Here is a 24565-nt window from a genome sequence, read left to right on the forward strand (position 1 = left end):
GTCCCCGCCCCCCGAATCGACGAACTCCTGCACACCACCCCCTGGCAGCACGTCGCCTGAGACGGATGACCCCGCCGCACCTCGCCCGCGGGCGTTCACCCGGGCAGACGACGATGGAGACCGCTGCCGACCGGCGGCCGACGGACGGAGCGCACCGCCTATCCGCGCGGGGCGTACATGTTCGGGGCGCAGTGGTTCGAGGAGGGCGCCCAGCGCCGCCTATCCGCGCGGAGCGTACATGATGACCGCCACCCCTGCCAGGCAGATCAGCGCGCCGATCACGTCCCAGCGGTCGGGGCGGAAGCCGTCCATGACGATGCCCCAGGCCAGGGATCCGGCGACGAACACGCCGCCGTAGGCGGCCAGGATCCGCCCGAAGTGCGCGTCGGGCTGGAAGGTGGCCACGAACCCGTAGGCGGCCAGGGCGAGGATCCCGGCGGCGATCCACGCCGGGCCGCGGTGCTCGCGCCAGCCCTGCCAGATCAGCCAGGCGCCGCCGATCTCGAAGACGGCGGCCAGGGCGAACAGCACCAGCGAGCGGACGATCGTCATGACCGGTAGTACAGCGCACGGCCCCGGCCGGTCCGCCACCGGCCCGGCCGGGAATCGGCGAATCGGCGGCGGCCGACCGGCGCGCGTCCCCGGCCTCCGGACCTCCGGACCAGATGACATTTGTCATCGAGCTCGCCCGCAAGATCCATATGCCTCCGGTGATATCGGCGACTGTCTGCGTGCGGTCAGGAAAGGCAAGATCTTTCCTGGAGGACGCCCCACCCCGACAGAAACCTTCCGATCATGAAAAGAGTGCCCATGCGCCCTGTGAGACTCACGGCGATCGCCGCCGCCCTGCCCTTGGCCCTGGTCACCGCAGGTGGTCCGGCCGCCGCGGCGAACACCGGTTCGGGTGCCGGGCAGGGGACTATCGTTTGGGGATCGTGCGCCGGCATGCGGCCCGCCGAAGGTCAGAAGCTTCCCACCGGCACCGAGTGCGGCACGCTCACCGTCCCCCTCGACCACGCCGACCCCGGCGGCAAGAGCATCGAGCTGGCGCTGATCCGCATCAAGGCCACCGGTTCCGGCAAGCGGTTGGGGTCGCTGGTGTTCAACTTCGGCGGGCCCGGCGGCTCGGGCGTGGACATCCTGCCGTTGGCCGCTCCGGCCTACACCGCGCTGAACGCCCGCTACGACCTCGTCTCCTTCGACCCCCGCGGAGTGGAGCGCAGCTCCGGCGTCCGGTGCGGCGACGCCGCGGAGATGGAGGAGTACAACGCCGCCGACGCCACCCCGGACACCCGGGCCGAGCGGGCACGGTTGAAGCGGGCCACCGCGGAGTTCGTCCGGGCCTGCGAGAAGACCTCCGGTGAGATCCTGCCCCATGTGGGCACCGTCAACGCCGCCCGGGATCTGGAACTGCTGCGTGAGGCGCTGGGCGAGAGCAGGCTCGACTACTTCGGCATGTCGTACGGCACGCATCTGGGGGCGGTCTACGCGACGATGTTCCCCGGGAAGGTGGGCCGTTTCCTGCTGGACGCCCCGCTGGACCCCACGGTCTCGTTCCGGCAGCGCACCCTCGACCAGATGAGAGGCTTCCAGCGGTCGTACGAGGCGTTCCTCGCCGCCTGCGCCGCGAAGGGCGCCGGCAAGTGCGTCCTCGGCGCGGACCGGAAGAAGGCCGACAGGACCGTCCGGGCCCTGTGGAAGCGCCTGGACGCCAAGCCGCTGAAGGTCGACCGGCGGGAGCTCACCCAGAGCCTGGCGGTCACCGGCATCGGGGCGGCGCTGTACGCCCAGCAGGCCTGGCCGGTGCTGGAGCAGGCGCTGGGCGCGGCGCTCAAGGGCGACGGCCGGCTCCTGCTGGGCCTGGCCGACGGCTACACCGGCCGCCGGGCCGACGGCACCTACTCGACCATGCTGACCAGCTTCCCGGCCATCAGCTGCGCCGACTCCGCCGAGCGGCCCAGCGCCGCGGAACAGGCCAGGACCGACGCCGCGGCACGGAAGATCAATCCGATGTTCGGCGGCGCCGGCCTGGGCGGCCTCTGCGGGGCCTGGCCGTTCGCCGGGAGCAACGCGGCCAAGAAGGTCGACGCCACCGGCTCGGCCCCGATCGTGGTGGTCGCCACGACCGGTGACCCGGCCACGCCGTACGCGTGGGGGCCGAAGCTGACCAAGCAGCTCAGGACGGCCGTGCTGGTGACCTCCGAGGGCGAGGGCCACGGCGCCTACGGGGTCAACGCCTGCACGACGAAGGTCGCCGACGCCTACCTGATCGACGGGAAGGTGCCCGCCAAGGGCACGGTCTGCGGCTCCTGACGTCCGCGGCGGCCGGGGAGCCGCGCCGTACGGACATCGCCGCCGGCCTGCGGTGGATCTCCTCCAGCCGGGAGATCCACCGCAGGCCGCGGACCGGTCCCGGCCCTCTCCTCACCGCCTCCTTCGACGAAACCGACGGCGGCCTCGCTGAGGGACCGGCCCCTTCCACCCTCGGGGTGAACCACCCTCACCGTCTCCGAAGACGATCTGGCCGTGCTCCTGGGCGGACCGCCCCGGTATCTGGTCCCCTTCCTCTGGGGCATGATCCCCGAAGGAGGCGACATCGAAGACCTTCCCCGGTGCACTCAGATCTGGAGCCGCGACGAACCCCGCACCGACCGGACGCCTTCCGGCCCGTAGCCGGTCCAAGACCGTCCGCCGCCGCGCTCCGGGCCTGGTCGGCCGGGCGCTACGCGGTCCTTCGCGCCACGGTCGTCCGGGTCCGCCCGGACCTGTTGCCGGCACCCGCACCGCGGGTGAGAAGCGGTGCTCGGGTCACAGGCCGTCACGGCCGGTTCGTCGCCGAGGGCGAGGGCCTGCCACGCCTCCACGGCGATGAGGCCGGAGAAGGCACGCTCAACCGGCCGACTGCCGGGTCCGCCGGCGGACGCGTTCCAGACGGGCGGCGTCCCGCTTCGGATCGCCGGTCCCCAGCGTCATCCGCCGCCGCAGGGTGTACTGAACGATCTCCCCCAGAGGCGCGTCCGGGGACTTCTCCCAGGACTTCGGCCGCTTCACCAGCAGCCGCCGCTCGACCTCCTCCTCGGCGCCCTCATCGACGGCGCCGACGGCCGCTTCGAGGACCTGGTGCGCCCGGTGCCTGTTCGCCCGATGAGGAGCGCGTTTGTTGCGCCGGATGTTCTTACGGGAGCCCTTGTCGTTCTCCCCGTAGTCGTTGCGGCGGTCCTTGGCATAACTCAGGCGCTTCTTCTCCTGCGGACTCCTACGCCTCAACATCCCTCCTACTCGATCGGCCTGTTCCAGTCAGACGGTATCCGTCCGTCGTGGGCGGGATCGAGCCGTTTTCCGTCGAACCGAAACGAGTGGCGGCTCGCCGCGATCGTGGGATGCCGCGTTCCGTGCCATGGCCGGCATCGGGGCATCGGCGCACAGCGCGGGGTCACCTCGTCAGCACCCGGACCTGATCGGCCGGAGGAGCGGTCACGGCCGTATCGCCCCAATGGGAGAAGACGACCTCCGTCGGGGCCCTCGCGGTCAGCCGCTGCCGTACCGGCCGCCCCTGGCCATCGAGCCAGAGATCGTACGTGGCCTGCGCGCCGAACTCCTCCAGCAACTGGTTGCGCAGCCGTTCCTGCGCCGCCCTGTCGCCGGCCCGGACCATGGCGTACTCATGCGCGGTGTCCTGCATGAGCGGCAGCGGGTCGTACACCTCGAGGAACGCGCCGAGATCCAATTCGTCGAGCGCCGCCTGCACGTCGATGGTGACCGTGTAACGGTCGAGCCCGCCATCGGACGCCGGGCCGCTCGCCCGTCCTCTCCCCGCCAGCAGCGCATGCACCCGATGGCTGTTCACCAGCGTCATCGCCTGGCTCGTCACCACGCCGATACCGAACAGGTGGGACGGCTCGTGCTCTTCGGTGATCTTGTCCCAGGTCTTTCCCGGCGCCACCTCTTCTCCCGGCGTCTGCATATACGCGGCACCGCCCGTCCGGATGAGCCGTCCGCGCAGGCCCGCATCCAGATCGGCGAAGACGTCCTGGTCCTGCCCCTCGGTGACCACGGTGGCGCCCTGGGTCCCCTTCTTCGCCACCCGCTTGACGTCCGGGCGCGCCTGCAGATACGTCTCGACATATCCGGCGATCTCGGGAGCGGTCTTCGCTCCCGAGCTGCAACCCGCCACCAGCAGCACCAACACGGCGATAATCACATATCTGGACACGGCGGGCATGTTCGCACAGCCGCGTGCAGAACCCTCTGGGCGGAATGTGGAGATCGCGCACAGAAAGATCTACCCATCACCCCGGAGCCGCGTCCACACGTGGCCCGCTCTCAGGCGTCTTCAGTGACAGTCCGTGCTGCCACTTCCCACGAACATCTCCGCACTTGTTGATCATCAACTGCTGCCCGAATCCGTCAACGAACGCTGCCACTTCTCACCGACATAGCCATGAGCGGTCACTTCGGCTTTGCATGCACCCACGAGAAGATCACGGCTCATCAAGGTCGACGTTCGTGATCAGACGCGCGAGCTCAGGCTCCCGGCGCACGTCTATGGGGCGGAGTTCGCCGGTCCGCGGGGCGCGGTCGAGTAAGAGCTCGTCGGCGGTGTCGGTGAGCACGTTGGCGGCATCGGCCTCATGCCAGCGCACACCGTCGAAGGACCGGCGCTGGAACCGGCCCGCCAGCAGGCACTCCAGCTGCGGCGAGCCGTACGAGTCAGTCCTGACCCGGCGCAGTGCGACAACACGTGCAGCCTCGATCCCGGGCGCCACAGCGAACGCCTCGCGCAGCGTCACCAGGACATGACCTGCAACCAGGAGCAGATGGTAGACCGCGCGGTCTGTCTTGTTGAGCTTCCGCAGAGTGAGATTGCCGGCCTGGGTCGTGCCGGACATGCGCTCGGGCACGGCTTCGACGCCGGGCACCAGGACCACCAGGGAGACTTCCGTACCCTGCACGTCGACCGCGGCGGCGGGCGCTTCGTTGTCGTCGAACGCCTCCGCCAGGGTCCCCAGCAAGGCGTCCGGATCGTTGGCGAGCAGCCGTTCCCACCCCCGGTCCAGCTCTTGCTGCACCTTGGCACGCTCACGCTCGGCTTCGGCCACCCAGGCCGCCGCCTCGGCGTTGGCGGTCAGACGGGAGCGCTCGCGGGCCGCGCGGCGTTCGGCGCGGGCGAACCAGCCGAGCCCGGACAGCGCCTGCCGCTCGTGGCGGCGCAGCATCTTGGCGTGCTCCACCGGCGCGACGGGTGGGGCGACAGGCGGGGTGACGCCGGGGAACTCCGTGCGATGTAGCGAGGTGATCTCATTGAAGGCGGCCAGCAGGCGCTCGGCCTCCGCTTCCTTGGTGGCCTGCGCCGGACTGCGCCGGCTGGGCCGGGAGCCGCGCCTGGGACCGCCGCCGAGACTGGCGTAGAAGCCGACGGGGCCCGCTCCGGTCGAGAACCCGGTACGGCCTGCTCCGACGTGCACGCGGGCGATGCGCGGGCCGAGGCTGGCCCGCATCCCTCTACTGCCGGCACTGATGCGAATTCCCGGCGCGACACGGATAGAGAATCCCATGAGTAAAAGTCTAGTCACATAGAGTCACTTCACTACATCTGACCTGGTAAATTCTCCAAGTTCCATTCCTTCCCCCGAGAGTTCCGCCATGGCCCGCCGCTTCAACCCGCCGCCGAACTGGCCTGCCCTGCCCGACGACTGGACTCCGCCCAGCGGATGGCGGCCCGACCCCTCCTGGCCTCCGCCGCCTGCGGGCTGGCAGTTGTGGAGTGATGACAGCGGCTACGCGGCCAGGCTGGCCAAGCGGGTCTGCCTTGGTCCGGTGGCGCACAGCCCCGTCCGTAAAGCCATTCGCGGGACCCTTGTGGGGTTGCTCGCCTCCGCGGTCGCCGTCAACGCCTTCTCCGGCGGGGAGCCTCCCGCACCTGCGGCAGCAACGGCCAACGCCGTCCCCTCTTCCCGTCCCACGCCCACGGCAGCGGTGACCAGCGCCGCCCCCTCCTTTATCCCCACTCCTACAACCAGCCCCGCTTCCGTCGCACTGCCGGATGTGACCGGAGCGGACGAAGATGACGCCACGACTACGCTCATCGCTGCGGGCCTGGTCCTCAGCTGGATGGATCTGGACAACCTGCCGTCCTGCAGCCTCGATTGCGTCGTGGTCTCCACGAGCCCCGAGAACGGCACCGAACTGGCCCAGGGAACGACGGTCCTCCTCGTCCGGGCCGAACGCGAGGTCTACGACTTCTACCGCAAGCGCTCCAAGATGCCCAAGCTCGTCGGGCTCTCCGAGAACAAGGCGTCGGACGCGCTGGACGCGGTCTCCCCCCTCGTCGAGACCGACCACGTCACCGCCAAGGCCGGGCAGAAGGCCGACCAGGTGATCAAGCAATCACCCAGGGCGGGCGCCGCGCTCCGTCCCGGCCGTCCCATCCGCCTGACCGTCACCGAGCAGGACCGCTACGCGACGGAGGATGTCCCGGCAGAAAGTGAAGAGCTCGATGATGTTCCCGCAGAGGAGAGCAGGGATGTGGTGTCCAGCGTGCATCCAGGTGCCTTCTGCTCGCCCAGCGGCGCGCTGGGCCGCAGCAAGTCAGGTGTTTTGATGCGATGTTCCACCAAGGCCGGTGACTCCCGTGCCCGCTGGCGCCGCTCCTGATCGACCGATCTTCCCGGGTGAGGGTTCCGCCGCAGGTCGGGGGCGGATGGGGCGGACGAGTCGGCCTGTAGGCCGGGTTCTATTTCCGCCTGCCCGCGACCTGCGGCGGAATCCGCGATCAGGCTATTGAGCTGCGGGAGCGCCTTCGTCATTTGACGTTGCTTGCCACCGCCCGCAGACGCGGTGTGCCCCCGATGTGCCCTCAGCCGGATCTCCTGAGAGGCGAGCAGCGGCACCTGAACGAGGTTTGTTCAGTCGGCCGACCCCTCTTTGACAGGCCCATGTAAGACATCGGGGCCGACCATGGCGTGTTCCAACAACCGTCGTCCGTGTGCTGTATGAAAGAGATCAGATATCTGACCTCCTCCACACATTGGGGCCGATATGGATGGCGGCATCGTAGCGATCATCACTGGAATCGTCGGAGTAGCGGGCACACTCGGAGGCGCACTTGTCGGCAGACGAGGTGCGGTCAGAGTGGCTTCGGTAACGAGCGATTCCAACCACGAGTTGGCGCGCCAGGCCGCCCGACGCCAGGCCTACGCTGCGCTCGGCACGGCCGCGTTTCGGTTCGGCCGCAAGGTCGTTGACATCCAACAGATCATGGACAAGCGCTGGGCCGGATCGCATCCCACTCATGTAGCCGTGCCAGCCGAGGAGTACGCCGCGCTGGATGCCTGCCTGGACGAGGTGGCACACACCGCCATCAGCGTTCAACTACACGGACCCGTCGAGCTTGTCGATATGGCTTGGGACATCTACGTCACTTGTCAACGCGCTGAGAGGGCTCTCGCAAAATACGGGGTAGTCTGCCGATCTACCCTGGAAGAGATCAGAGGGGCGCTGGAGGCCGCCATGAATGAGGTGTCCCGGGCGCGCGGCATCTTCTTGAGCAACGGGCGTGCACATCTGGAGGGAAAGCCAGTGCCGCTTCAGGGTGATCCGACCCTGCGAACCGCAAACAACGGCGACGGGGCTCAAGGCTAACGCGCTTTCGCCAAGGAATCGCTGCGCTCACGAAGTAGCATCCCGGCGCGGGTTCGGGTCACGGACATCAGCCATAGTTCATTCGGTGGCAGGCTGACCCGGAGCACAGGCTGCCAGGCCCGAGCGCCAGAAGCGGCGCGGCAGCATGACCGTCCGCTTTTCAGGCGGAGCGATCACCCTCGTCGGGCACTGGGCGCCGTGGTCAGAGGGCGGTGGACGGTGGCCGAGGTGAGTCCGCGTACGGGGACGTTGCTGTCAGCGCTACTGTCACCCGTATCGATCTTCGAGCGGAAGACGGGACAAAGGACTTCATGACTCAGGCGCCGCGAACCAAGACGCCGCTCCCGGCCGGAGCGCTCCGGTTCGGGGCGGTCCTGGCAGCCTCCGGGCCGGTCATCCTGAGGAGCACGGAGATCAGCCTGGCGGAGCTGAGCGTGGGAGTCTGCTACAAGATTGACCCCGACCTCCTCCACATGGCCGCCGGCACATGGTGGTGGCTGGTGTTATGGACCCAGCTCCTGCTCCCGGTGGTCCTGGCCGGCCTCCTGCTGCGCCTTCCTCATCGGGCCACGAACCTGGGGATCACGGCGGTGTGCGCCGTCCTGGCCCTCCTGCTGGCCGCCACCGCCTTCCCCCTCGATATCCCCTCCCCTCTCCCTGGCCGTGCCCTTCCCGTTCAAAGCCCCTGGCCCTCGGCCGTCTGCTACTGCCTGGCCGTCGCCGCGCTACTCCTGGTGGCACGCGCGCCCGCCCCGCCCGTCCGCAGGAGTGCTCTGCTCTGGGCAGCGGCAGCCATGGTGGCCGCGTGGACGGTCGGCCGGCTCACCCTCGCCCAATCCGACGCGTCCTCCTTCGGCTGGTTCGCCTACATGCCGCCGGAGTTGATGTGGAAGCAGCCGGGGGCGTGGTCTTGCAAGGCCGACGTGGACGGCGTGCTGGTCGTGCTCGTCGCCCTGGTCGCGGCGGCGGGCGCGCTCACGGCCGAACGGCTCCGGCGCGGGGTCGCCCTGGGGTTCGCGGCGCTCCTCGTCCTCGGCACCTTCGAGGGATTCGTGGCGGCCCTCATCCTCTGGCCCGCCGAATACTTCGACCTCGCGGTCGCGGCCATGTTCATCCGATGGCACCTGCTCGCCGTGGCCGCCCTCACCGTGGTCGCCGCGTACCGAGACAGGGACGCCGCCACCAGACAGGTCGAAGAGTCCCACCTGCGGTAGCGCCAACACCGACGTCTTCATTACGAGTTAGATCACGACCGTCCAGGACCGTCCACGGCTGCCATCCGGGCCTGGTCAGGCGGGCTCCAAGGGGACCTGCGATCCACGGTCGTCCAGGTCCGTTCAGAGCTGTTGTTAGCGTCCGCGTTAGCAAGATCACCAATCGTCGGAGTTGAAGGTCTCCGGGTCATGGGCGCTGTTCCAGATCGCTTCGTCGGTCTTGGCAGCCTGGCGCTGGCGCTGGCGGTTGAGGTACTCGGGGGTGCCGGGGGTGTTGGCCCGGATGCGCATGAACTTGCCTTGTTTGGCCCGTAGCTCTCGTTCCTCCTGAGTGACCTTCAGCTTCCGCCCCTGTTTCTCGGCCACGGCCCGCTGTGAAGCGATCTCCCCCAGCCTCTTGCGGACCTTAAGCTCCTCGGCACTCGGCTTCGCGGGATCAGGCTTGGCGGGCTGGCGCTGCTTCTGAGACTTCCCCATGTCGTCATCGTGAGGAGATCGCGAGCCGATGACGAGATACCGTCAGACGGTTATGACGCGCCGGTGAGCCGGTTCAAGCTGCTCCGTCACCGGTTCCCGTGCAGGATCTCGATCGCCTGAAGTACATCCGTGACGACGTGGTCGGCCTGGTGCTCCTGGTGCTGCGACGTCCCCCGGTCGACCCAGACCGTACGGAGGCCGGCGGCCCGTCCCCCGCCGATGTCCTTGACGGGATGGTCCCCGACCATCCATCCCCCGCCGGCCAGGTTCATGCCGCACCGCCGGGCGGCGATCTCGAACAGACCGACATCCGGCTTGCGGATGCCTTCAAGTCCCGAGAGTGCGTAGGCATCGGCAGCCTCGGCTAGTCCCGTCCGCTGAATTTTCCCGAGCTGATTGTCCGCCGTCCCGTTGGTGACGATGGCCACCTTCCACCCGGCCGCACGGAGCCGAGCCAGTCCGCCCATCACCTCGGGCCGACAGCGCACCAGGTACGGCATGCGCCTGCGGTAGCGGCCCCACAGCTCCTCGACCGACTCCGAAAGGGCGAAGTGCTCGCGAACCTTTCCGAAGAAGACCTCACGATGTGGGTAACCCGCCTGGTCGAGAGCACGCAGCCAGTCAACCGCTTCGTGTCCAAGCCTGTGCTCGTCGGCGAACTCCATGGTCCACGCCCGGAACGCCTCATCCAGGTTCACGAGCGTGTTGTCCAGGTCGAAGAGCGCAAGCCGTTGCACAGCTACACCCTACGTGGATCCCCCTGCTTGATCACCTGACAAGGCGGCTAACGACGGGTGCCATTGGGATAGCAGTTCTCCCGGAACTGATCTGCATGTTCGGGGCAGTAGCCGTAGGATGCCCCCTCCTCGCTTGGTTCGCCGCAGTGCTCAACAGAACCGGACCCGGTTCCGATCACCCAACAGCACCTGCCCGCGTCGAAGAGTTTCTTCTCCTGTACCGTCCAACGCTCAGGATGGGTATATGGAGTGACGTTCTGGTAGATATCGGTCACGACTTCCCCCTGACTCCGCGACAGCCTCAGAGCTATCGAACTCTCGAACATAATACCGAATTGATCCTATGGGCTGCTCAACGATGGAGCGTCCGCCATACAGCGGCGATCTCAGTTCCGCATTAATCACTGAATAGGTATCGCCAAGACGACCGAATCGGTATAAGCGATGTATTGAGGCTCGATCTGAATCGACAATTTCAGACTGATTGGTGCTCCATGCCCGCGACGCATTCCCCCTCCCCATTGCTGGACAAGGCCGCTGAGGCGGTGGCGCGCTTCGGCAGATCCATTGCCGCCAAGCTGGATAGTGGCGGACAGCCCGAGGATCAGCTTCGCGCACCGTTGGAGCGCCTGTTTCACGACATGGCGGAAGCTTTGGGTGTCTCCGTCGTGATGATCGGCGAGACCTCTTTGGCTTCGCTCGGCGTGCGACCGGATTATGCCGTTAATGTTGCCGGTGCCCGAGTCGGCTATGTCGAACTCAAGGCCCCCGGCCGTGGTGTACCGACCGTTTGGGCCCCCAACAAGCACGAAAAGACACAGTGGGAGAAGCTCCGTCTCCTACCGAACGTGCTCTACACCGATGGCGCCCTATGGGCGGTTTTCCGGAATGGGGAGCTGATCGGGCAGATCGCCCGACTCAACGGTGATATCCGAAAGGCCGGCGACAAGCTCGCCCCCCTTGACGGCGAGTTTGTCCGTGTCCTCTCCGACTTCCTGCTCTGGAAGCCGAACCCGCCTCGCAACATCCGCCAGCTTGTACGTGCGGTGGCTGGGCTGTGCAAGCTGCTGCGCAGCGAGGTGATCGAGACCATCGACCGTGAACGCCGGGGGGAGGAGAAGCCGAAGGTCTTCACCGAGTTGAGCGCCGATTGGCGCAAGCTACTGTTCCCTGGTCTGACGCATGAGGAGTTCGCCGACGCCTACGCGCAGACGGTCACGTTCGCTCTACTGCTCGCCCGGGTCGACGGCATCGCCTTCGAGGGCCGCATGCTGGGGCAGATCGCCGCGCAGCTCGGCAAGAACCACTCGCTGATGGGCAAGGCACTCGCCGTACTGACCCATGACGCCGTGGAGGGGCGCAGCGTCGTCGTCGAGACGCTGAAACGGGTCATCGGCGCGGTGGATTGGGATCGGATCAGCAACGGCTCGGCGGACTCCTATCTTCACCTGTACGAACACTTCCTTGAGGTGTACGACTCCGATCTCCGTAAGCAGAGCGGGTCGTACTACACCCCCAACGAGGTGGTCTCATTCATGGTCCACTTCGTCGACGAGATCTTGCGGAACCGGTTCGGCCGAGAAGGCGGCTTCGCCGCTGACGATGTCGTGGTCGTGGATCCGGCCATGGGCACGGGAACCTACCTGCTCAACATCGTCGACATGGTGGCCCAGAACGTGGAGGAAGAGGAAGGCCAGGGAGCTGTTCCGGCACGCCTCAAGAAGCTGTTCGGTCGCCTGATCGGGATGGAGCGGCAGGCCGGGCCGTACGCGGTGGCCGAGCTCCGATTGAACCAGGCGCTGAAGTCCAAGTACGGCGCGGAGATCGCCGAGAAGGACCAGAAGCTCTATGTCGCCGACACTCTGGACAGCCCGTTCGATAAGACCCAGCTTGATCTCGGCTCGATGTATGAGCCGATCGTGCGTTCCCGCCGGGAGGCAAACCGGGTCAAGCGGGAGTCACCCGTTCAGGTCGTGATCGGCAACCCTCCCTATCGGGAGCGGGCCAAGGGAATGGGCGGTTGGATCGAACAGGGCGCGGAGAACTCCGGGCACGGCGTCCCGCTGCACGCCTTCAAGTCTGCGGGGCTCGGTAAGTATGAGTACGTCCTGTCCAACCTGTACGTGTACTTCTGGCGATGGGCCACGTGGAAGGTCTTCGACGCGCACCCCGAGCACCCCACGGGCATCGTCGCCTTCATCACCACGTCGGGCTACACGACTGGCCCCGGTTTCGCCGGCATGCGGGAGTACCTGCGCCGAACGACCGATGAGGGATGGATCATTGATCTCTCTCCGGAAGGGCATCAGCCCGACGTGTCCACCCGGGCCTTTCCCGGTGTCCAGCAACCGCTCTGCATCGGCATCTTCGTCCGGTACAGCACCGGCAACCGGGAGACGCCCGCACTGATCCACCATGTCAGTCTGTCGGGGCGCCGCTCGGAGAAGTTCGCCCACCTGGCGGGCCTGACCCTCGACGGTCCCGAGTGGACCGCCTGCGCGACCGGCTGGCACGACCGACTCCAGCCGGCCGGATCGGACGAGTGGTTGAGCTATCCCGCGCTCGGTGATCTGATGCCGTGGCAGGCTCCCGGCGTCAAACCGAACCGGACGTGGGTCTATGCACCGAGTCCCGAGATCCTTCGGTCCCGCTGGGAACGGCTGATCAAGGCCCCTGCCGACGAAAAGGCCGTGCAGTTCAAGGAAAGTGACGGCCGCAAGATCGACAGCATGTTGGTACAGCTGATCACCGGCTTCGTCATGCACAAGGGGACGATCGCAGAGGAGTCGGGCCCCTGCCCCACCCCGGTCCGAGTCGCCTATCGATCCTTCGACCGGCAATGGGTGATCCCTGATGCGCGTGTTCAGGAGCGGCCTCGACCTGAGCTATGGCAAGTTGCGGACGGTGAACAGGTGTTCGCCACGGAACAACACGCTCATCCAATTGAGGCCGGCCCCGGCCTGGTCTTCACCTCACATGTGCCTGACATGCACCACATCAACGGCCGTGGTGGGCGGGTGCTCCCGCTCTATCGCGACCGCGCCGCCGGGGCCGCCAACCTCGCCCGAACCTCGTCCGTCTACTGTCGCAACGTCTCGGTCTGCTCGTGACGGCCCCTGACATGCTGGCCTACGTTGCCGCGGTGACCGCGCACGGTGGCTATACCGCACGCTTCGCAGAGAACCTGCGCACACCCGGCGTGCGCGTCCCCCTCACGGCGGATCCCGAACTGTGGGCGCAGGCCGTACGGCTCGGCAAGCGGGTCGTCTGGCTGCACACCTACGGTGAGCGCTTCGCCGACCCCGCCGAGGGCCGCCCCTCCGGATCTCCCAAGCCGAATCCCGATCAGCGCGCCAAAGTACAGGTAGCGATCCCGGGAACCGCCGAAGAGATGCCCGATGACATCTCCTATGACGCCGATACGGCGACCCTCCACGTTGGCGCCGGTCGCATCTCACCCGTCCGCCCCGAGGTGTGGGCATACGAGGTGTCCGGGATGAAGATCATCAAGAAGTGGTTCGGCTACCGGAAGAAGAACCCGACCGGTCGCAAGTCCTCTTCCCTCGACGACATCCACACCGAGGAATGGCCGGCCGAGTTCACCACTGAGCTTCTCCATCTCCTCCACGTGCTCACGCTCTGCGTGGAGGTGGAGCCGGACCAGGCCGACCTGCTGGAGAAGATCTGTAACGGTCCGCTCGTCACCGTGGCCGATCTCGAAGGGGCGAACGTCTTCCCGGTTCCCGCCAGTGCTCGCAAGGCCCCTGTCCCCGAGTCACCTGAGGCCCCGACCCTGCTGTGATCAGGGTTCGATCGGGTGGCGGCGCGGTCGTACGGCGTGCTGTACTGCCCTGCCGTATGGGCTCCCACCGCCACCCGGAATATTCGATGGCAAGCGGACCCGGACCGCAGGGCCGTCAAGGCCCGAGGACCGGAAGCCGCGCGGCAGCCTTGTGGAGCGAGCCTCCTCGACTGCCGGAGGGCTTAACCGTCTCGGAGGTCTGCCCGGTGGACGTGAGCGCGTGGGCGGCGCGGCCCGGACCGGCCGAAGAGCCGCAGCCGGGCCGGCGTCCGCCCGACGCGCGGCGGGCCGCGGAGCGGACCGCCCTTGAAGACGTAGAGAAAGTTCTCATCCGTCTGAGATGGCTCGGGTGCTGACCTGGGAAAACGTCTGCTCGTGGCCTGCCCAGATAGTCGCTTCAGCGGTAGCCGGCAGCGTGCAGGAGCGGAGCAAGGTAGAGAACCGGAAGATCAGGTAGGTCGGTGGAGACCGCCATATTGTGATCAGTCCAGGCTGAACCGGTCGTGCATCTCCTCAAGCCGGGCTTGGCGCTCGGGGTCTCCGAGCATGATCCGGATTTGCACAAGGTGCCCATCGGTGTCGTGGTCGGTGGCAACGGGGAAGAGTCCGTCCCCCCAGCTGGTCATGAGGCACATCGTCCGGGTGCCGCCGACTTCGATCACTCCGGCCTCATGCTCAGCAGCTCGAACCTCGGCCATGACCTGCCAGTGATGGGAGTGTGGTCGGAAATCGACCGCGATCGTTCGTTCTGGAACGGCTTGCTTCCACTCCTGCAAGGCAATGGCGCAGTCGACGGCCTCGTTGACAGCCAGGTTCGCCCACCCGTACACCTCGTCCTCGCCTGGGTTGGCCAGGAGCGAGGCTCCGAAGCAGGTAACCGCCTCCTGCACTGAACGGCCCCAGAATGCGACGTCGGCCCGACCGTCGATCGGCTCCTCATGCTGCCAGGTTCCCAGCCCGTCGGCGTCGATGAGACTGAGCCGGGCCGCATCCACTCCGACATGGCCGAGGAGTCTGGTCGATGCGGGCTGCGTGGAGCGCACCTTCAGTGAGATCGACTCCCACCGCACGCCGATTCGCCCGTAATCCCGGGAAGTCGCCATCACGGTGATCTCTTGGTCTGGAGGTAGGTCGCCGATGGCCACGACCGGAACGCCGTTCATGATGAACTCCGAGCCGCCGACCCGCACCGCATGCTCGACACGCTCACGATGCGCCACCCGCGGTTTTTGGCGTTCCAGCCGGGCATCGAACCCGTGTGTCCGGCAGTGCTCGATGAAGATATCGGTCAGTTGCTCGACGCCGTGTCCGGGGATGTCGTAGAGCCATGTGCCCGATTGACGGTTGAAGGATCGAGCGGCGGGCTCGGCGTCGGCGCCGACCACGGCAAGGTCAGCCGACGTGCGGATGCTCTCAAGCAACGCCGGATCGTCCACAGTGGAAAGCGTGGCCTCGTCCACCACCGGTGGCGCGTCTCCTGACCACGCACCCAGATAACCGGTGTCGGCGATCACCAATCGTCCGGACGGACAGGTGATCGACCCCAGCAGCGTCGGGGTATCAGTCTTCATCCGGGCAGTATGCCGCAAAACGTTTCAGATCCCCTCAGGAACTCTGCACGTCCGTTTGAGCAGCCCATGGGCATCCACCAGCACAGCAGGCGATGAATCGTTCAGGCTCGGTGCCCTTATCAGGGCGTGCGACTACTCCTGATCGAGAGGAGCGACGATCGATCCCTTTCCGGGTTTGGTCGTGATCAACCCTTGCTCGCGCAGGGCCTCCATAGCCTTGCGGACGGTGACCCGGGCAACGTCGAACTCCTCCTGAAGCTTCACCTCGGAGATCAGCGTCAGGGGCGGATAGGTGTCGTCCTTGATCCGCTCGGCGACGACGTTCGCTATCTGTTCCCACTTGTAGAGCCTGGGGTCCCATTCGATCACAAGACGACTCTAGGTATGCCCCTACCTACGAACATAGAACAGAAATTCCTAGGAATGGTGTAGACAGGATAGGACAGGTTGACCTACGGTCAGATCATGACCCCGGTGACCTACGACCTCGACGCGATCCGCACGGTCTTCCCTGCCTGGTCGGTGTTCCGCAGCGACGCGGGAGCCTTCTACGCGACCCGGCGCGGCGAGACGCTCACGGACCAGCAGATCGATGCCGGCCTTCAGCGCACGGTCTGCGCAGACGGCCTGGCGAACTTCGTCCGACTCCTCCAAGAGCAAGAGGGGCTGAGGTAAGACCATGCGCGACCAGGGGCGGACTGCGGACGTCTACCACACGCTCCACCTGGCACCGCTCCAGCAGGCCTATGAGCGGTTGACCTGGAACCCGGCTGCTCCTCGCGCGGACCGTATCCGCATCCGCGAGCACACCTGCTCCCACCATGCGGTCAGCTACGAGTTCTGCCTCGGCGGGGGCCTGGCGTTCATCCGCAGGACGTACCGCTCCGACGGCGTGGTCGTCCATGAGAGCGAGTGGCTGCGCATCCGGGACGCCGAACGCCTGTGGCTGCGGCTCCTCCTCGGGCAGGCCCGATGATCGCCCTCGGATTAACCCGGAATTGAGAGGAGATGGAAATAGCGGATATGTTCTGACCGATCCGGCATACCGAAATGCTCGACACGGTGCGGGAACATGTCGCACACGATTGAGGACAACTTCATCATCGTCTGTTTCCGCAGGTCACGCCCGGCCTGCGGCTACAGGCGTGTGCCCACTGGCAGTTTTTCTGCCAGTGGCTCAGATCACCCGGCTTATCGTCGAACCAGACGACGAGAGGCAGGGGAGAACGTGGCTACCGAACAGATGACGACCGGCCAGCGGATCGCGCGGGCTCGTCACCGCAAGGGCTGGGATCAGGCCACCCTCGCGGAGAAGATCGGCCGTTCAGTCTCCTGGCTGTCGAAGGTGGAGAACGGCCGGCTGCCGCTCGACCGGATGAGCGTCGTCGGCCAGCTCGCCGAGGCGCTCGGGGTCGAGATGGCCGAACTCACCGGCCAGCCGTACCGGCACGACACGGAAGACCTCGACTCCGGACACTCGGCGGTCCCCGGCCTGCGTCTGGCTCTCCAGCAGGCCACCATGCCGGGCGGGGCCGCACTCCTGGGCAACCGGGAACCGCGGGGCCTCGACGAGTTGGAGGCGAACGTTCGGCTCGCTGAGCAACTCCGCCAGGACGCCAAGTTCACCGCCCTCGGTGAGGTGCTGCCGAGCATTATCACGGACCTATTGCTCATCACCTCCGGCTCGACGGCGGACAAGGACCGGGCGGAGGCGCTGATGCTGCGGGCCTGCCACATGGCGCGCGTCTCCTCCAACCTCCTCGGTCACCACGACCTCGGGTGGACGGCGGTACAGCGTGAGCTCGTTGCCGCCCAGCAGGTCGGCGCTCCCGAGCTTGTCGCCGCCGCGTCCTGGGACCTGTGCGGCGTCTGGCTCCACGAAGCGGCGCTCGACCCGGCGAAGAACGCGGCGCTGTCGGCACTCGATCAGCTCGACCCGCACATGGGTACGGGCGACGACACGATCCGGGCGCTGTGGGGGGCGCTGCACCTGCGGGCGGCCGTCGCCTACTCCCGGCTGTGGAACCAGAGCGAGGCGGAACACCACCTCGGCGAGGCGCGGCAGATCGCCGAGCGTCTGCCAGCGAACGGCAATGTCTTCCAGACCCAGTTCAACCGCGTCAACACGACCATTCACGCGGTCGAGGTCAGCATGGAGCTGGGGCGCCCCCGGGATGTGATCACGCGGGCGGAGCAGGTGGAGATCGCGCAGATCGCCTCGTCCGAGAGGCAGGCGCACTACTGGACCTGCACGGCGGCGGGCTACCACATGAACCGCAAGGACAACGAGGCTGTGGAAGCGCTGCTCCGCGCGGATCGCGTCGCTCCTCAGCACGTCCGTAATCGCCCTCTGGTCCGCAACATCGTGCGTGACCTGCGTGACAGCGGCAAGCATCTTCGTCAGCGCGAGGTCGCCGGCCTCGCCCAGGCGATGCGGCTGCCCTGACCAAAGCTCATCGGTGAGCCTGTCCGCACATGGCTCTCCCCATCCATGAAGGTTCCACAGGTCGTGCTCGCGGCCTGCCTAAGCGAATGAATGGGGCACTACTCGTGGGTCTCAACGAGATCGAACGGCAGATCCTGCTACGCGAACTGGCGGAGATCGCGACCGAGCTTGCCGAGCTTCAACGGCGGGCGCTCGTGATCACTGCTCGGGTCGATCGGGACGAGTCCGGGCGTCTAGCTCATCCAGCCTGAAGCCCAGCTTCTTGACGTGCTCGCGGATCTCCTGGAGCTGCTGGGAGAGGAGGCGGAACTCCTCGCTGTGCTCCTCACCCGAACCTTCGGGGGCGGCGGGTTGCGCGGCCTCCTCGCTTGATGCGCGGAGAACGAAGCTGCCGGTGCCCTGGCGAGTCTCGATAAGTCCTTCATCGCGTAGCACGGCGAGCGCATTGCCGATGGTCATCATCGCGACGCCGTACTTGTCGGCGAGTTCCCGGGCCACGGGGAGCTGCTCCCCGACCGCGTACCGGCCGGCGGCTATCTCGCGGCGGATGTCGTCGGCGATACGAAGGTAAGGCCGTCGCCGGTCGGTGGTGCCCATGACTCCACAGTAGCCGTTCTAGGCATCTAGGTCCCTGGGCAACCTGTAACGAAACACGGAGGCAACCTAGCTGTGTCGGTTTACAATTCTAGATACCTAGGTATCTTGATAGGCAGAACAATCGCTCTCTGGAGGTCCACTCTCATGCGCAACATCCCCATCCCCGTCGACGTCGCCCGGCTCCAGTTCATCTGCGTCAAGGCTCCCTGCCCCCGCGTCATCAACAAGGACACGGGTGAGATCAAGACCGACAAGACCAGCGGTCAGACGGTCTACGAGGTCCTGTGCTCGGTGGAGGACGCCTCCGGCAAGATCGAGCTGGTCAAGGTCGGCGTCGTCGGAGAACCCCCAGTCAGCCCCGGCGACCAGGTCACCCCGGTCGGCCTGATCGGCTACGTCTGGGAGCTGTCCGGCCGCTGGGGCATCGCCTACCGGGCGTCCGCCGTGCTGCCCGCCGCCGTTGCGGAGGTGCGCGGTGCCTGACCGCTTCCTCCTGGCGCTCCTCGACGCCGGTGTGGTCCTGGCCGTCACGGTGGCCGGCCTCTGGGCCTGGCGGCGCTGGCACTACCGGTCGTTCTGGCTGGTGGTCGGCTACCCGCTCATGGCCGTCAGCGTCCGCGCCACCTGGCGCAAGGTCGCCCTCGGCTGCGGCCTGACCAAGAAGCGGCAGCGGTTCTGGTTCACCACCGTTCCCGGCTTGGTCTCCTCGACTGGCACCGTACGGGTCAAGCGGCGTTTCCAGCGGGTGGCGGTCGACACCAAGCCGTGGATGTGGCTGCCCATGCCGACCCGGTACGGCTGGCGCGTCACGCTCCACACGCTGGAGGGCCAGACTCCCGACGACTACAGCGCGGCGGCCGAACGGCTCGCGCACTCCTGGCGGGTGCACGCCGTCCGGGTCTCCTCGCCCCGGCCCGGCCGGGTCGTGCTGGCCGCGACCATGCGCGATCCCCTCCTCCGGGTCGACGAGATCCCGCCCTCCTCGGAACTGCTGAAGGTCACGGTGGGGCGGCTGGAGACCGGCCGCCCGTGGGAGATCGACTTCCGGACGGTCCCGCACTGGCTGAATGCCGGGGCCACCCAATCGGGGAAGTCGAACCTCGCCAACGTGCTCATCGTCGGCCTGGCGCCGCAGCCGGTCGCGCTGGTCGGCTTCGACCTCAAGGGCGGCGTGGAGTTCACCCCGTACAGCCCTCGGCTGTCGGCGTTGGCGACGTCCCGGGCCGAGTGCGTCGAGCTGCTCGATGACCTGGTGGGCCTGATGGCCGACCGGATGAGCCTGTGCCGTCAGGCGGGCGCCCGCAACATCTGGCAGCTTCCGCCGGCCGTTCGCCCGGTGCCCGTCGTGGTCCTGGTCGACGAGCTGGCCGAGCTGTACCTGATGGCCGACAAGAGCGAGAAAGACGAGATCACTAAGACTTCCACGGCGTTGCTGAGGGTGGCGCAGCTCGGGCGGGCCTTCGGCATCTACCTGTTCTGCTCCGGCCAGCGCATCGGCTCCGACCTCGGACCGGGCGTCACGGCGCTGCGTGCCCAGTGCTCGGGGCGGATCTGCCACCGGGTCAACGATCCGGAGACCGCGACCATGACGCTCGGCGACCTCGACCCGGCCGCGCTGGTGTCCGCTCGGGCGATCCCCGCCGAGACGCCTGGAGTGGCGATCGTCGCCTCACAGGACGGCCAGTGGTACCGGGCGCGCTCCTTCTACGTCTCCGAGCACGCGGCCGAACGCGCCGCCCGCATGTACGCCGACCTGACCCCGTCCTGGGAGGAGATCACCAGCGGCGCTCAGCCGATCGAGATGACCGATGACGACCTTGCCCAGTTCCTCACTCCCGCCGCTGTTATCCCGGAACCTCGGAAGGGGTGAGAGAGCATGCGACGCCTCGCCTCCTGGTTGCTGGACTCCGGCCCGGTCCTCGTCCTGGCGCTCATCGCCGGTGCCGGCTCCTTCTCCCACATCCGCCAGACCGCCGTAGAGCACGGGCAGACGGGCTGGATGGCCTGGGCCGTGGCCGTGTGCGTCGATCTCACCTGTGTCATGGCCGCTCGCGAGCGCCAGCGCGACAAGAAGACCGGACGCGAGCGGACCGGCCCGCTCTCCTGGCCGACCTTCGTCCTCGTCGCCGGGATCGTGCTGTCCCTGGCCGCCAACCTCCACCAGGCCGAACCCTCGGTGTGGGGTTGGCTGACCGCCGGAACCCCGGCCGCGGCGTTCCTGGTGGCCGTTTCCATGCTGGAGCGGCGGGCCGCCGCTCCTCGTCCTCGCCTGTCGCCGGAACCGTCACCGATGACCGCTGCGGCGCCTTCGGCGCCGGCCATCGCCCCGGCCGTCGACGAGCACCAGAACGGCGCCCCGGGACCGGCCCCGGCCCTCCTGGACTACGCCCGGCGGATCGTCGACGAGCACCACGCCAAGCACGGAAAGCCGATCACCTGCGATCTCCTGCGCGCCCGCCTGGGCGTGTCCGACCAACTCGCCTCCGACCTGCTCCGCCACCTGCGGACCGTGCCGGACGCCCTGTGAAAGGAACCGAACCCATGCCCACCGACCCGACGCGCCGCGCGGCGTTCATCACCGGACTGCGGGACCTGGCCGACTTCATCGAGACCAACCCCGGCGTCCCCGTCCCTCGCCAGTCGACGGCGATCACCTACTTTCCCGAGCAGGCGACGGACGCCGAAATGTGCGCGGAGGTCGACCGGATCGCCGGCCTGTGCGGCTCCCGGATCGACCCGGCACCCCTGCCGTACGGGCACTACATGATCACGCTGCCTTTCGGGCCGCTCCGCTACGAGATCGCCGCGATCCTGGCCGACGCCCGCGCCCGCTACGGCGCCCTCAGCAGCTACCACGGCTGCGTCACCCCTGACTCCGACCCGGCACACGTTGCCTGACCGAAGGACAACCACCATGCGCATCCGCCTCGACGGCACCCACGCCGAGATCACCTACAGCATGTTCCGCCTCCGCGAGATCTTCACCGTGACCTCGGTCTCGCGGGCCCACCCCGACCGCACCCGCCCCCGGAACTACCGGGTCTTCGTCAACATCATCCCGCGCGAGATCAAGGGCGCGCGATGACCGAACCCCTCCCGGTGGTCCGCTACCGCTGCGGCACCTGCAACGGGACCGGCGTCACCGGAGACGGCGAGACCTGCCCCGACTGCGACGGCATCGGAATCGACAACCACGGCGCATAGCCGTGAGCGCCCCCCGCCTGGCCGCACAACCGCCAAGTTCCGCGCCAGGCCGGGGGCCATCCCTCACAGATCACCTCTGGATAGGACGGAACCCATCTTGCCCCACCCGCACGCCGTAGCCGGAATGGTCTCCCGGCTCAACGATCCCCACTACGCCCGCTGGGCCTCCCAGGTCCGCGCCACCGGCGGCTGCCGACAGCCGATCCACCTGCGGGGCCGCGTCGACCACATCGACCCGGCCACAGGTGAGCTGCTCCACCGCTACAGCACCCGCGCCGAACCGGGCGGCGTGCTCCGTGTCCCGTGCAAGACCCGGCGGGCCTCGCGCTGCCCGGCCTGCGCCGAGGTCTACCGCGCCGACACCTACCAACTGATCCGTGCGGGCCTGGCCGGCGGCAAGGGCGTCCCGGAGACCGTGACCGGCCACCCGTGCCTGTTCGTCACTCTCACCGCTCCGTCCTTCGGTGTCGTCCATACCCGCAGGGAGAAGAACGGGAAGGTCCTGCCCTGCCACGCCCGCCGTGATTCCGGGACCTGCCCGCACGGGCGGGTCATGTCCTGCACCGCCCGGCACGGCACCGAAGAGACCCGCCTTGGGGAACCGCTGTGCCCGGACTGCTACGACTACGCGGGCAGCGTGCTGTTCAATGCCCTGTCACCGGAGCTGTGGCGGCGCTTCACGCTGGCCCTGCGCCGCCGCCTGGCCAAGACCGCGGGCCTGACCGTTCGGGAGCTACGCGAGCAGGTGACGGTGTCCTTCGCCAAGGTCGCCGAGTACCAGCGGCGCGGCGTCGTCCACTTCCACGCCGTCATCCGCCTCGACGGCCCCGACGGACCCACCGCCTCGCCTCCGTCCTGGGCGACGGCCGACGCCCTGGAGGATGCCGTACGGCATGCCGCCTCGGCCGTGGCCGTCACCGTCCCGGCCGTGAAGGGCGAACCGGCGCGGGTGCTGCGCTGGGGCGCTCAGCTCGACGTCCGCCCGATCACGATGGGTGGGGAGCTGACCGATCAGGCGGTGGCCGGCTACATCGCCAAGTACGCCACCAAGGCCGCCGAGTGCGTCGGTACTCTCGACCGGCGCATCAGCCCTCTCGACGACCTGGACGCGCTGCCGCTGCGGGAGCACGCCCGACGGCTCATCACTGAGTGCTTCCGCCTGGGCGCCCTCGACGGCCTGGCCGACCTGCGGCTGACCCAGTGGGCGCACATGCTGGGCTTCCGCGGCCACTTCTCCACCAAGTCCCGCCGCTACTCCACCACCTTCGGGCAGATCCGCGAGGAGCGCGCCGAACACATGCGCGCCGAGGCCGTCAGCACCGGGCGGCTTCCCCTCTTCGACGAGGACACCGTCCTCGTGATCACCGAATGGGAGTACGCCGGACAGGGCTACTCGCTCGGTGACGCTCTCCTCGCCGCCGCGCTGACCGGCGTCCCCCTGGCCGGTGTCGCCCTGGCTGATCCCGGAGGCCGGTGATGAAGACGATGAACCGGCTCTGGACGGTGGAGGAGGTCGCCGAGTACCTCGGCGTGCCGGTCGGAACCCTCTACCAGTGGCGCTGCAAGCGGATCGGCCCGCCCGGCCGGCGGATCGGCAAGCACCTGCGCTACCTGCCCGAGGACGTGCACGCCTGGGTCCGGGAGCAGACATGACCGTCTACGACCGGTGGCACAAGTCCCGCCCCGAGCCCGAAGAGGCGAAGTGTTCCGAGCACAAGCGCGTGCCGACCGCCAAGCACGGCCAGGGAGCGCGCTGGCAGGTCCGCTACCGCGACGAGAAGGGCCAGCAGCTCAAGCGCAACTTCGAGCGGAAGGCCGACGCCGATCGCTTCGACGTGACGCGCCGTGCCGACGAGCCGCGCGGCGAGTGGATCGACCCCAAGCTCGGGCAGACCAGGTTCCAGGTGTACGCGCAGACGTGGATGGCGTCGCGACTGCACAAGCCCGGGACCGCGATGACCTACGCCGGGCACCTGAAGAACCACATCAATCCGGTCTTCGGCCTGGTCCCCCTGATCTCCATACGGCCCACCGCCGTACAGCGGTGGGTGAAGGACCTCCACGTGAAGGGCCTGGCGCCGCGTACGGTCGAGACCGTCTATGTGATCTTCTCCAGCATCATGCGCGGGGCCGTACGGGACGGCATGATCCGCCGTTCTCCGTGCGTCGACATCCGCTTGCCGGAGCCGGACAAGACCACGATCCGGCTCCTCTCCCCCGCCGAGGTGATCGTGCTCTACCGGTCCATGCGGCCCGAGTACGCGCCGCTGGTCCTCCTGGGGGCCGCGGCCGGTCTCCGGCAGGGTGAGGCCCTCGGCCTGGCCGTCGACCGGATCGACTTCGCCGAGGGCATGCTGACGGTGGACCAGCAGGTCGTGGTGATCGACCGGCGTCCGGTGCTGGCCCCGCCGAAGACGCGGGCCTCCGTCCGCGACGTCCCGGTGCCGGCCGTTCTCGCCGACGCGCTGGCCGAGCACATCGACCGGTGCGAACCGGAGGACGTGCTGTTCCGGACGACGCGCGGCAACCTGATCCGGCGCGACTACTTCAACGCCGACGTCCTGCGGCCCGCGATCCTCGCGGCCGGGGTGCCGATGGACATGACGTTCCACGATCTGCGGCACACCTTCGCCAGTACGGCGCTGGCCGAGGGCGTGCCGATCTCCGAGGTGTCCCGGTGGCTCGGGCACGAGTCCATCACCACGACCGTGGACCTGTACGGGCACCTGGTCCCGGAGGCCTCCGAGCGGGCGCGGACGGCGCTGGACAACGCCTTCGCCTCGGCGCTCGGGTCCGCCGGATGTGCCCCCGATGTGCCCTCTCAGGGCTTCGATCTTCCCGGGTGAGGGTTCCGCCGCAGGTCAGGGGCGGGTGGG

At 67.8% G+C, this 24565-nt stretch carries 25 protein-coding genes and 1 pseudogene; 17 read left to right on the plus strand and 9 right to left on the minus strand.

Annotation, left to right across the window (positions count from 1 at the left end):
• Positions 1 to 219: 219 nt before the first annotated feature.
• Positions 220 to 552, minus strand: a complete 333-nt coding sequence (locus IEZ07_RS11085) for a YnfA family protein (RefSeq protein WP_068898409.1) — start codon at positions 550 to 552, stop codon at positions 220 to 222.
• A gap of 258 nt (positions 553 to 810) precedes the next feature.
• On the opposite strand from IEZ07_RS11085, the gene IEZ07_RS11090 reads away from it, so the two are divergent.
• Positions 811 to 2313, plus strand: a complete 1503-nt coding sequence (locus IEZ07_RS11090; protein WP_191894673.1) for an alpha/beta hydrolase — start codon at positions 811 to 813, stop codon at positions 2311 to 2313.
• Between the two features lie 576 nt (positions 2314 to 2889).
• Here the strand turns inward: IEZ07_RS11090 and IEZ07_RS11095 are convergent.
• From IEZ07_RS11095 to IEZ07_RS11105, 3 genes are all read right to left on the minus strand, one after another.
• On the minus strand, positions 2890 to 3270 hold the full coding sequence (locus tag IEZ07_RS11095; RefSeq protein ID WP_191894674.1) for a hypothetical protein: 381 nt from the start codon (positions 3268 to 3270) through the stop codon (positions 2890 to 2892).
• A 163-nt stretch (positions 3271 to 3433) separates the two neighbouring features.
• Positions 3434 to 4189 carry a hypothetical protein gene (locus IEZ07_RS11100; protein ID WP_191894675.1) on the minus strand — a complete coding sequence of 252 codons (756 nt, stop codon included), beginning with the start codon at positions 4187 to 4189 and terminating at the stop codon, positions 3434 to 3436.
• Positions 4190 to 4481: 292 nt separating this feature from the next.
• Positions 4482 to 5555 carry a DUF4236 domain-containing protein gene (locus IEZ07_RS11105; RefSeq protein WP_191894676.1) on the minus strand — a complete coding sequence of 358 codons (1074 nt, stop codon included), beginning with the start codon at positions 5553 to 5555 and terminating at the stop codon, positions 4482 to 4484.
• A gap of 88 nt (positions 5556 to 5643) precedes the next feature.
• Here IEZ07_RS11105 and IEZ07_RS35600 point away from each other — a divergent pair, with 88 nt between their 5' ends.
• From IEZ07_RS35600 to IEZ07_RS11120, 3 genes are all read left to right on the plus strand, one after another.
• A complete protein-coding gene (locus tag IEZ07_RS35600) occupies positions 5644 to 6654 on the plus strand; it encodes a PASTA domain-containing protein (RefSeq protein WP_239319844.1) in 1011 nt (336 codons plus the stop codon).
• Between the two features lie 477 nt (positions 6655 to 7131).
• Complete coding sequence (locus tag IEZ07_RS11115) at positions 7132 to 7641, plus strand: hypothetical protein (protein ID WP_191894678.1); 510 nt, start codon at positions 7132 to 7134, stop codon at positions 7639 to 7641.
• 311 nt (positions 7642 to 7952) lie between these two features.
• The gene (locus tag IEZ07_RS11120; protein ID WP_191894679.1) at positions 7953 to 8855 is read left to right on the plus strand and encodes a hypothetical protein; all 903 of its coding nucleotides are present in this window, start codon (positions 7953 to 7955) and stop codon (positions 8853 to 8855) included.
• A 156-nt stretch (positions 8856 to 9011) separates the two neighbouring features.
• Here IEZ07_RS11120 and IEZ07_RS11125 read toward each other — a convergent pair whose 3' ends face one another.
• Positions 9012 to 9332 carry a hypothetical protein gene (locus IEZ07_RS11125; protein WP_191894680.1) on the minus strand — a complete coding sequence of 107 codons (321 nt, stop codon included), beginning with the start codon at positions 9330 to 9332 and terminating at the stop codon, positions 9012 to 9014.
• An 86-nt stretch (positions 9333 to 9418) separates the two neighbouring features.
• Positions 9419 to 10069, minus strand: coding sequence for an HAD family hydrolase (locus tag IEZ07_RS11130; RefSeq protein WP_191894681.1), 651 nt, complete (start codon positions 10067 to 10069; stop codon positions 9419 to 9421).
• 1313 nt (positions 10070 to 11382) lie between these two features.
• Between IEZ07_RS11130 and IEZ07_RS36275 the strand changes: the two are divergent.
• A pseudogene (locus IEZ07_RS36275) lies at positions 11383 to 13871 on the plus strand (type ISP restriction/modification enzyme).
• Positions 13872 to 14353: 482 nt separating this feature from the next.
• Here the strand turns inward: IEZ07_RS36275 and IEZ07_RS11145 are convergent.
• Together IEZ07_RS11145 and IEZ07_RS11150 are read right to left on the minus strand one after the other, a co-directional pair.
• A complete protein-coding gene (locus tag IEZ07_RS11145; RefSeq protein ID WP_191894684.1) occupies positions 14354 to 15442 on the minus strand; it encodes a hypothetical protein in 1089 nt (362 codons plus the stop codon).
• Between the two features lie 132 nt (positions 15443 to 15574).
• Positions 15575 to 15811, minus strand: coding sequence for a GntR family transcriptional regulator (locus IEZ07_RS11150; RefSeq protein WP_191894685.1), 237 nt, complete (start codon positions 15809 to 15811; stop codon positions 15575 to 15577).
• Between the two features lie 96 nt (positions 15812 to 15907).
• Between IEZ07_RS11150 and IEZ07_RS11155 the strand changes: the two genes are divergently transcribed.
• The 3 genes from IEZ07_RS11155 (at position 15908) to IEZ07_RS11165 (ending at position 17888) form a co-directional block, all read left to right on the plus strand.
• A complete protein-coding gene (locus IEZ07_RS11155; protein ID WP_191894686.1) occupies positions 15908 to 16117 on the plus strand; it encodes a hypothetical protein in 210 nt (69 codons plus the stop codon).
• Positions 16118 to 16121: 4 nt separating this feature from the next.
• The gene (locus IEZ07_RS11160; protein ID WP_191894687.1) at positions 16122 to 16418 is read left to right on the plus strand and encodes a hypothetical protein; all 297 of its coding nucleotides are present in this window, start codon (positions 16122 to 16124) and stop codon (positions 16416 to 16418) included.
• 252 nt (positions 16419 to 16670) lie between these two features.
• Positions 16671 to 17888, plus strand: coding sequence for a helix-turn-helix domain-containing protein (locus tag IEZ07_RS11165; RefSeq protein WP_191894688.1), 1218 nt, complete (start codon positions 16671 to 16673; stop codon positions 17886 to 17888).
• 198 nt (positions 17889 to 18086) lie between these two features.
• On the opposite strand, the gene IEZ07_RS11170 is transcribed toward IEZ07_RS11165, so the two are convergent.
• Positions 18087 to 18485: a GntR family transcriptional regulator gene (locus IEZ07_RS11170; RefSeq protein ID WP_191894689.1), complete on the minus strand. Its 399-nt coding sequence runs from the start codon at positions 18483 to 18485 to the stop codon at positions 18087 to 18089.
• Positions 18486 to 18629: 144 nt separating this feature from the next.
• On the opposite strand from IEZ07_RS11170, the gene IEZ07_RS11175 reads away from it, so the two are divergent.
• The 9 genes from IEZ07_RS11175 to IEZ07_RS11210 all read left to right on the plus strand — a co-directional run bounded on the left by IEZ07_RS11175 (position 18630) and on the right by IEZ07_RS11210 (position 24535).
• On the plus strand, positions 18630 to 18968 hold the full coding sequence (locus IEZ07_RS11175) for an SCO3933 family regulatory protein (protein WP_191894690.1): 339 nt from the start codon (positions 18630 to 18632) through the stop codon (positions 18966 to 18968).
• Positions 18961 to 20355 (plus strand): FtsK/SpoIIIE domain-containing protein, encoded by a 1395-nt coding sequence (locus tag IEZ07_RS11180; protein ID WP_239319843.1) that lies wholly within the window; start codon positions 18961 to 18963, stop codon positions 20353 to 20355. Before IEZ07_RS11175 ends, IEZ07_RS11180 begins: the two co-directional genes overlap by 8 nt.
• 6 nt (positions 20356 to 20361) lie before the next feature.
• The gene (locus IEZ07_RS11185; RefSeq protein WP_191894691.1) at positions 20362 to 21012 is read left to right on the plus strand and encodes a DUF2637 domain-containing protein; all 651 of its coding nucleotides are present in this window, start codon (positions 20362 to 20364) and stop codon (positions 21010 to 21012) included.
• A 14-nt stretch (positions 21013 to 21026) separates the two neighbouring features.
• Positions 21027 to 21383 carry a hypothetical protein gene (locus tag IEZ07_RS11190; RefSeq protein WP_191894692.1) on the plus strand — a complete coding sequence of 119 codons (357 nt, stop codon included), beginning with the start codon at positions 21027 to 21029 and terminating at the stop codon, positions 21381 to 21383.
• 16 nt (positions 21384 to 21399) lie between these two features.
• Complete coding sequence (locus IEZ07_RS11195) at positions 21400 to 21570, plus strand: hypothetical protein (protein WP_191894693.1); 171 nt, start codon at positions 21400 to 21402, stop codon at positions 21568 to 21570.
• Positions 21567 to 21689: a hypothetical protein gene (locus IEZ07_RS35605; protein WP_275413803.1), complete on the plus strand. Its 123-nt coding sequence runs from the start codon at positions 21567 to 21569 to the stop codon at positions 21687 to 21689. Before IEZ07_RS11195 ends, IEZ07_RS35605 begins: the two co-directional genes overlap by 4 nt.
• Positions 21690 to 21786: 97 nt before the next feature.
• Positions 21787 to 23166, plus strand: a complete 1380-nt coding sequence (locus IEZ07_RS11200) for a replication initiator (protein WP_307729015.1) — start codon at positions 21787 to 21789, stop codon at positions 23164 to 23166.
• The gene (locus IEZ07_RS11205) at positions 23166 to 23342 is read left to right on the plus strand and encodes a helix-turn-helix domain-containing protein (RefSeq protein ID WP_191894694.1); all 177 of its coding nucleotides are present in this window, start codon (positions 23166 to 23168) and stop codon (positions 23340 to 23342) included. Before IEZ07_RS11200 ends, IEZ07_RS11205 begins: the two co-directional genes overlap by 1 nt.
• Entirely contained in the window at positions 23339 to 24535 is a 1197-nt protein-coding gene (locus tag IEZ07_RS11210) for a tyrosine-type recombinase/integrase (protein WP_191894695.1), read from the plus strand. The genes IEZ07_RS11205 and IEZ07_RS11210 overlap by 4 nt, the downstream gene beginning before the upstream one ends.
• Positions 24536 to 24565: the final 30 nt, after the last annotated feature.

Origin of the sequence: Planomonospora parontospora (genome assembly GCA_014647935.1) — a bacterium.
Classification (GTDB): domain Bacteria; phylum Actinomycetota; class Actinomycetes; order Streptosporangiales; family Streptosporangiaceae; genus Planomonospora; species Planomonospora parontospora.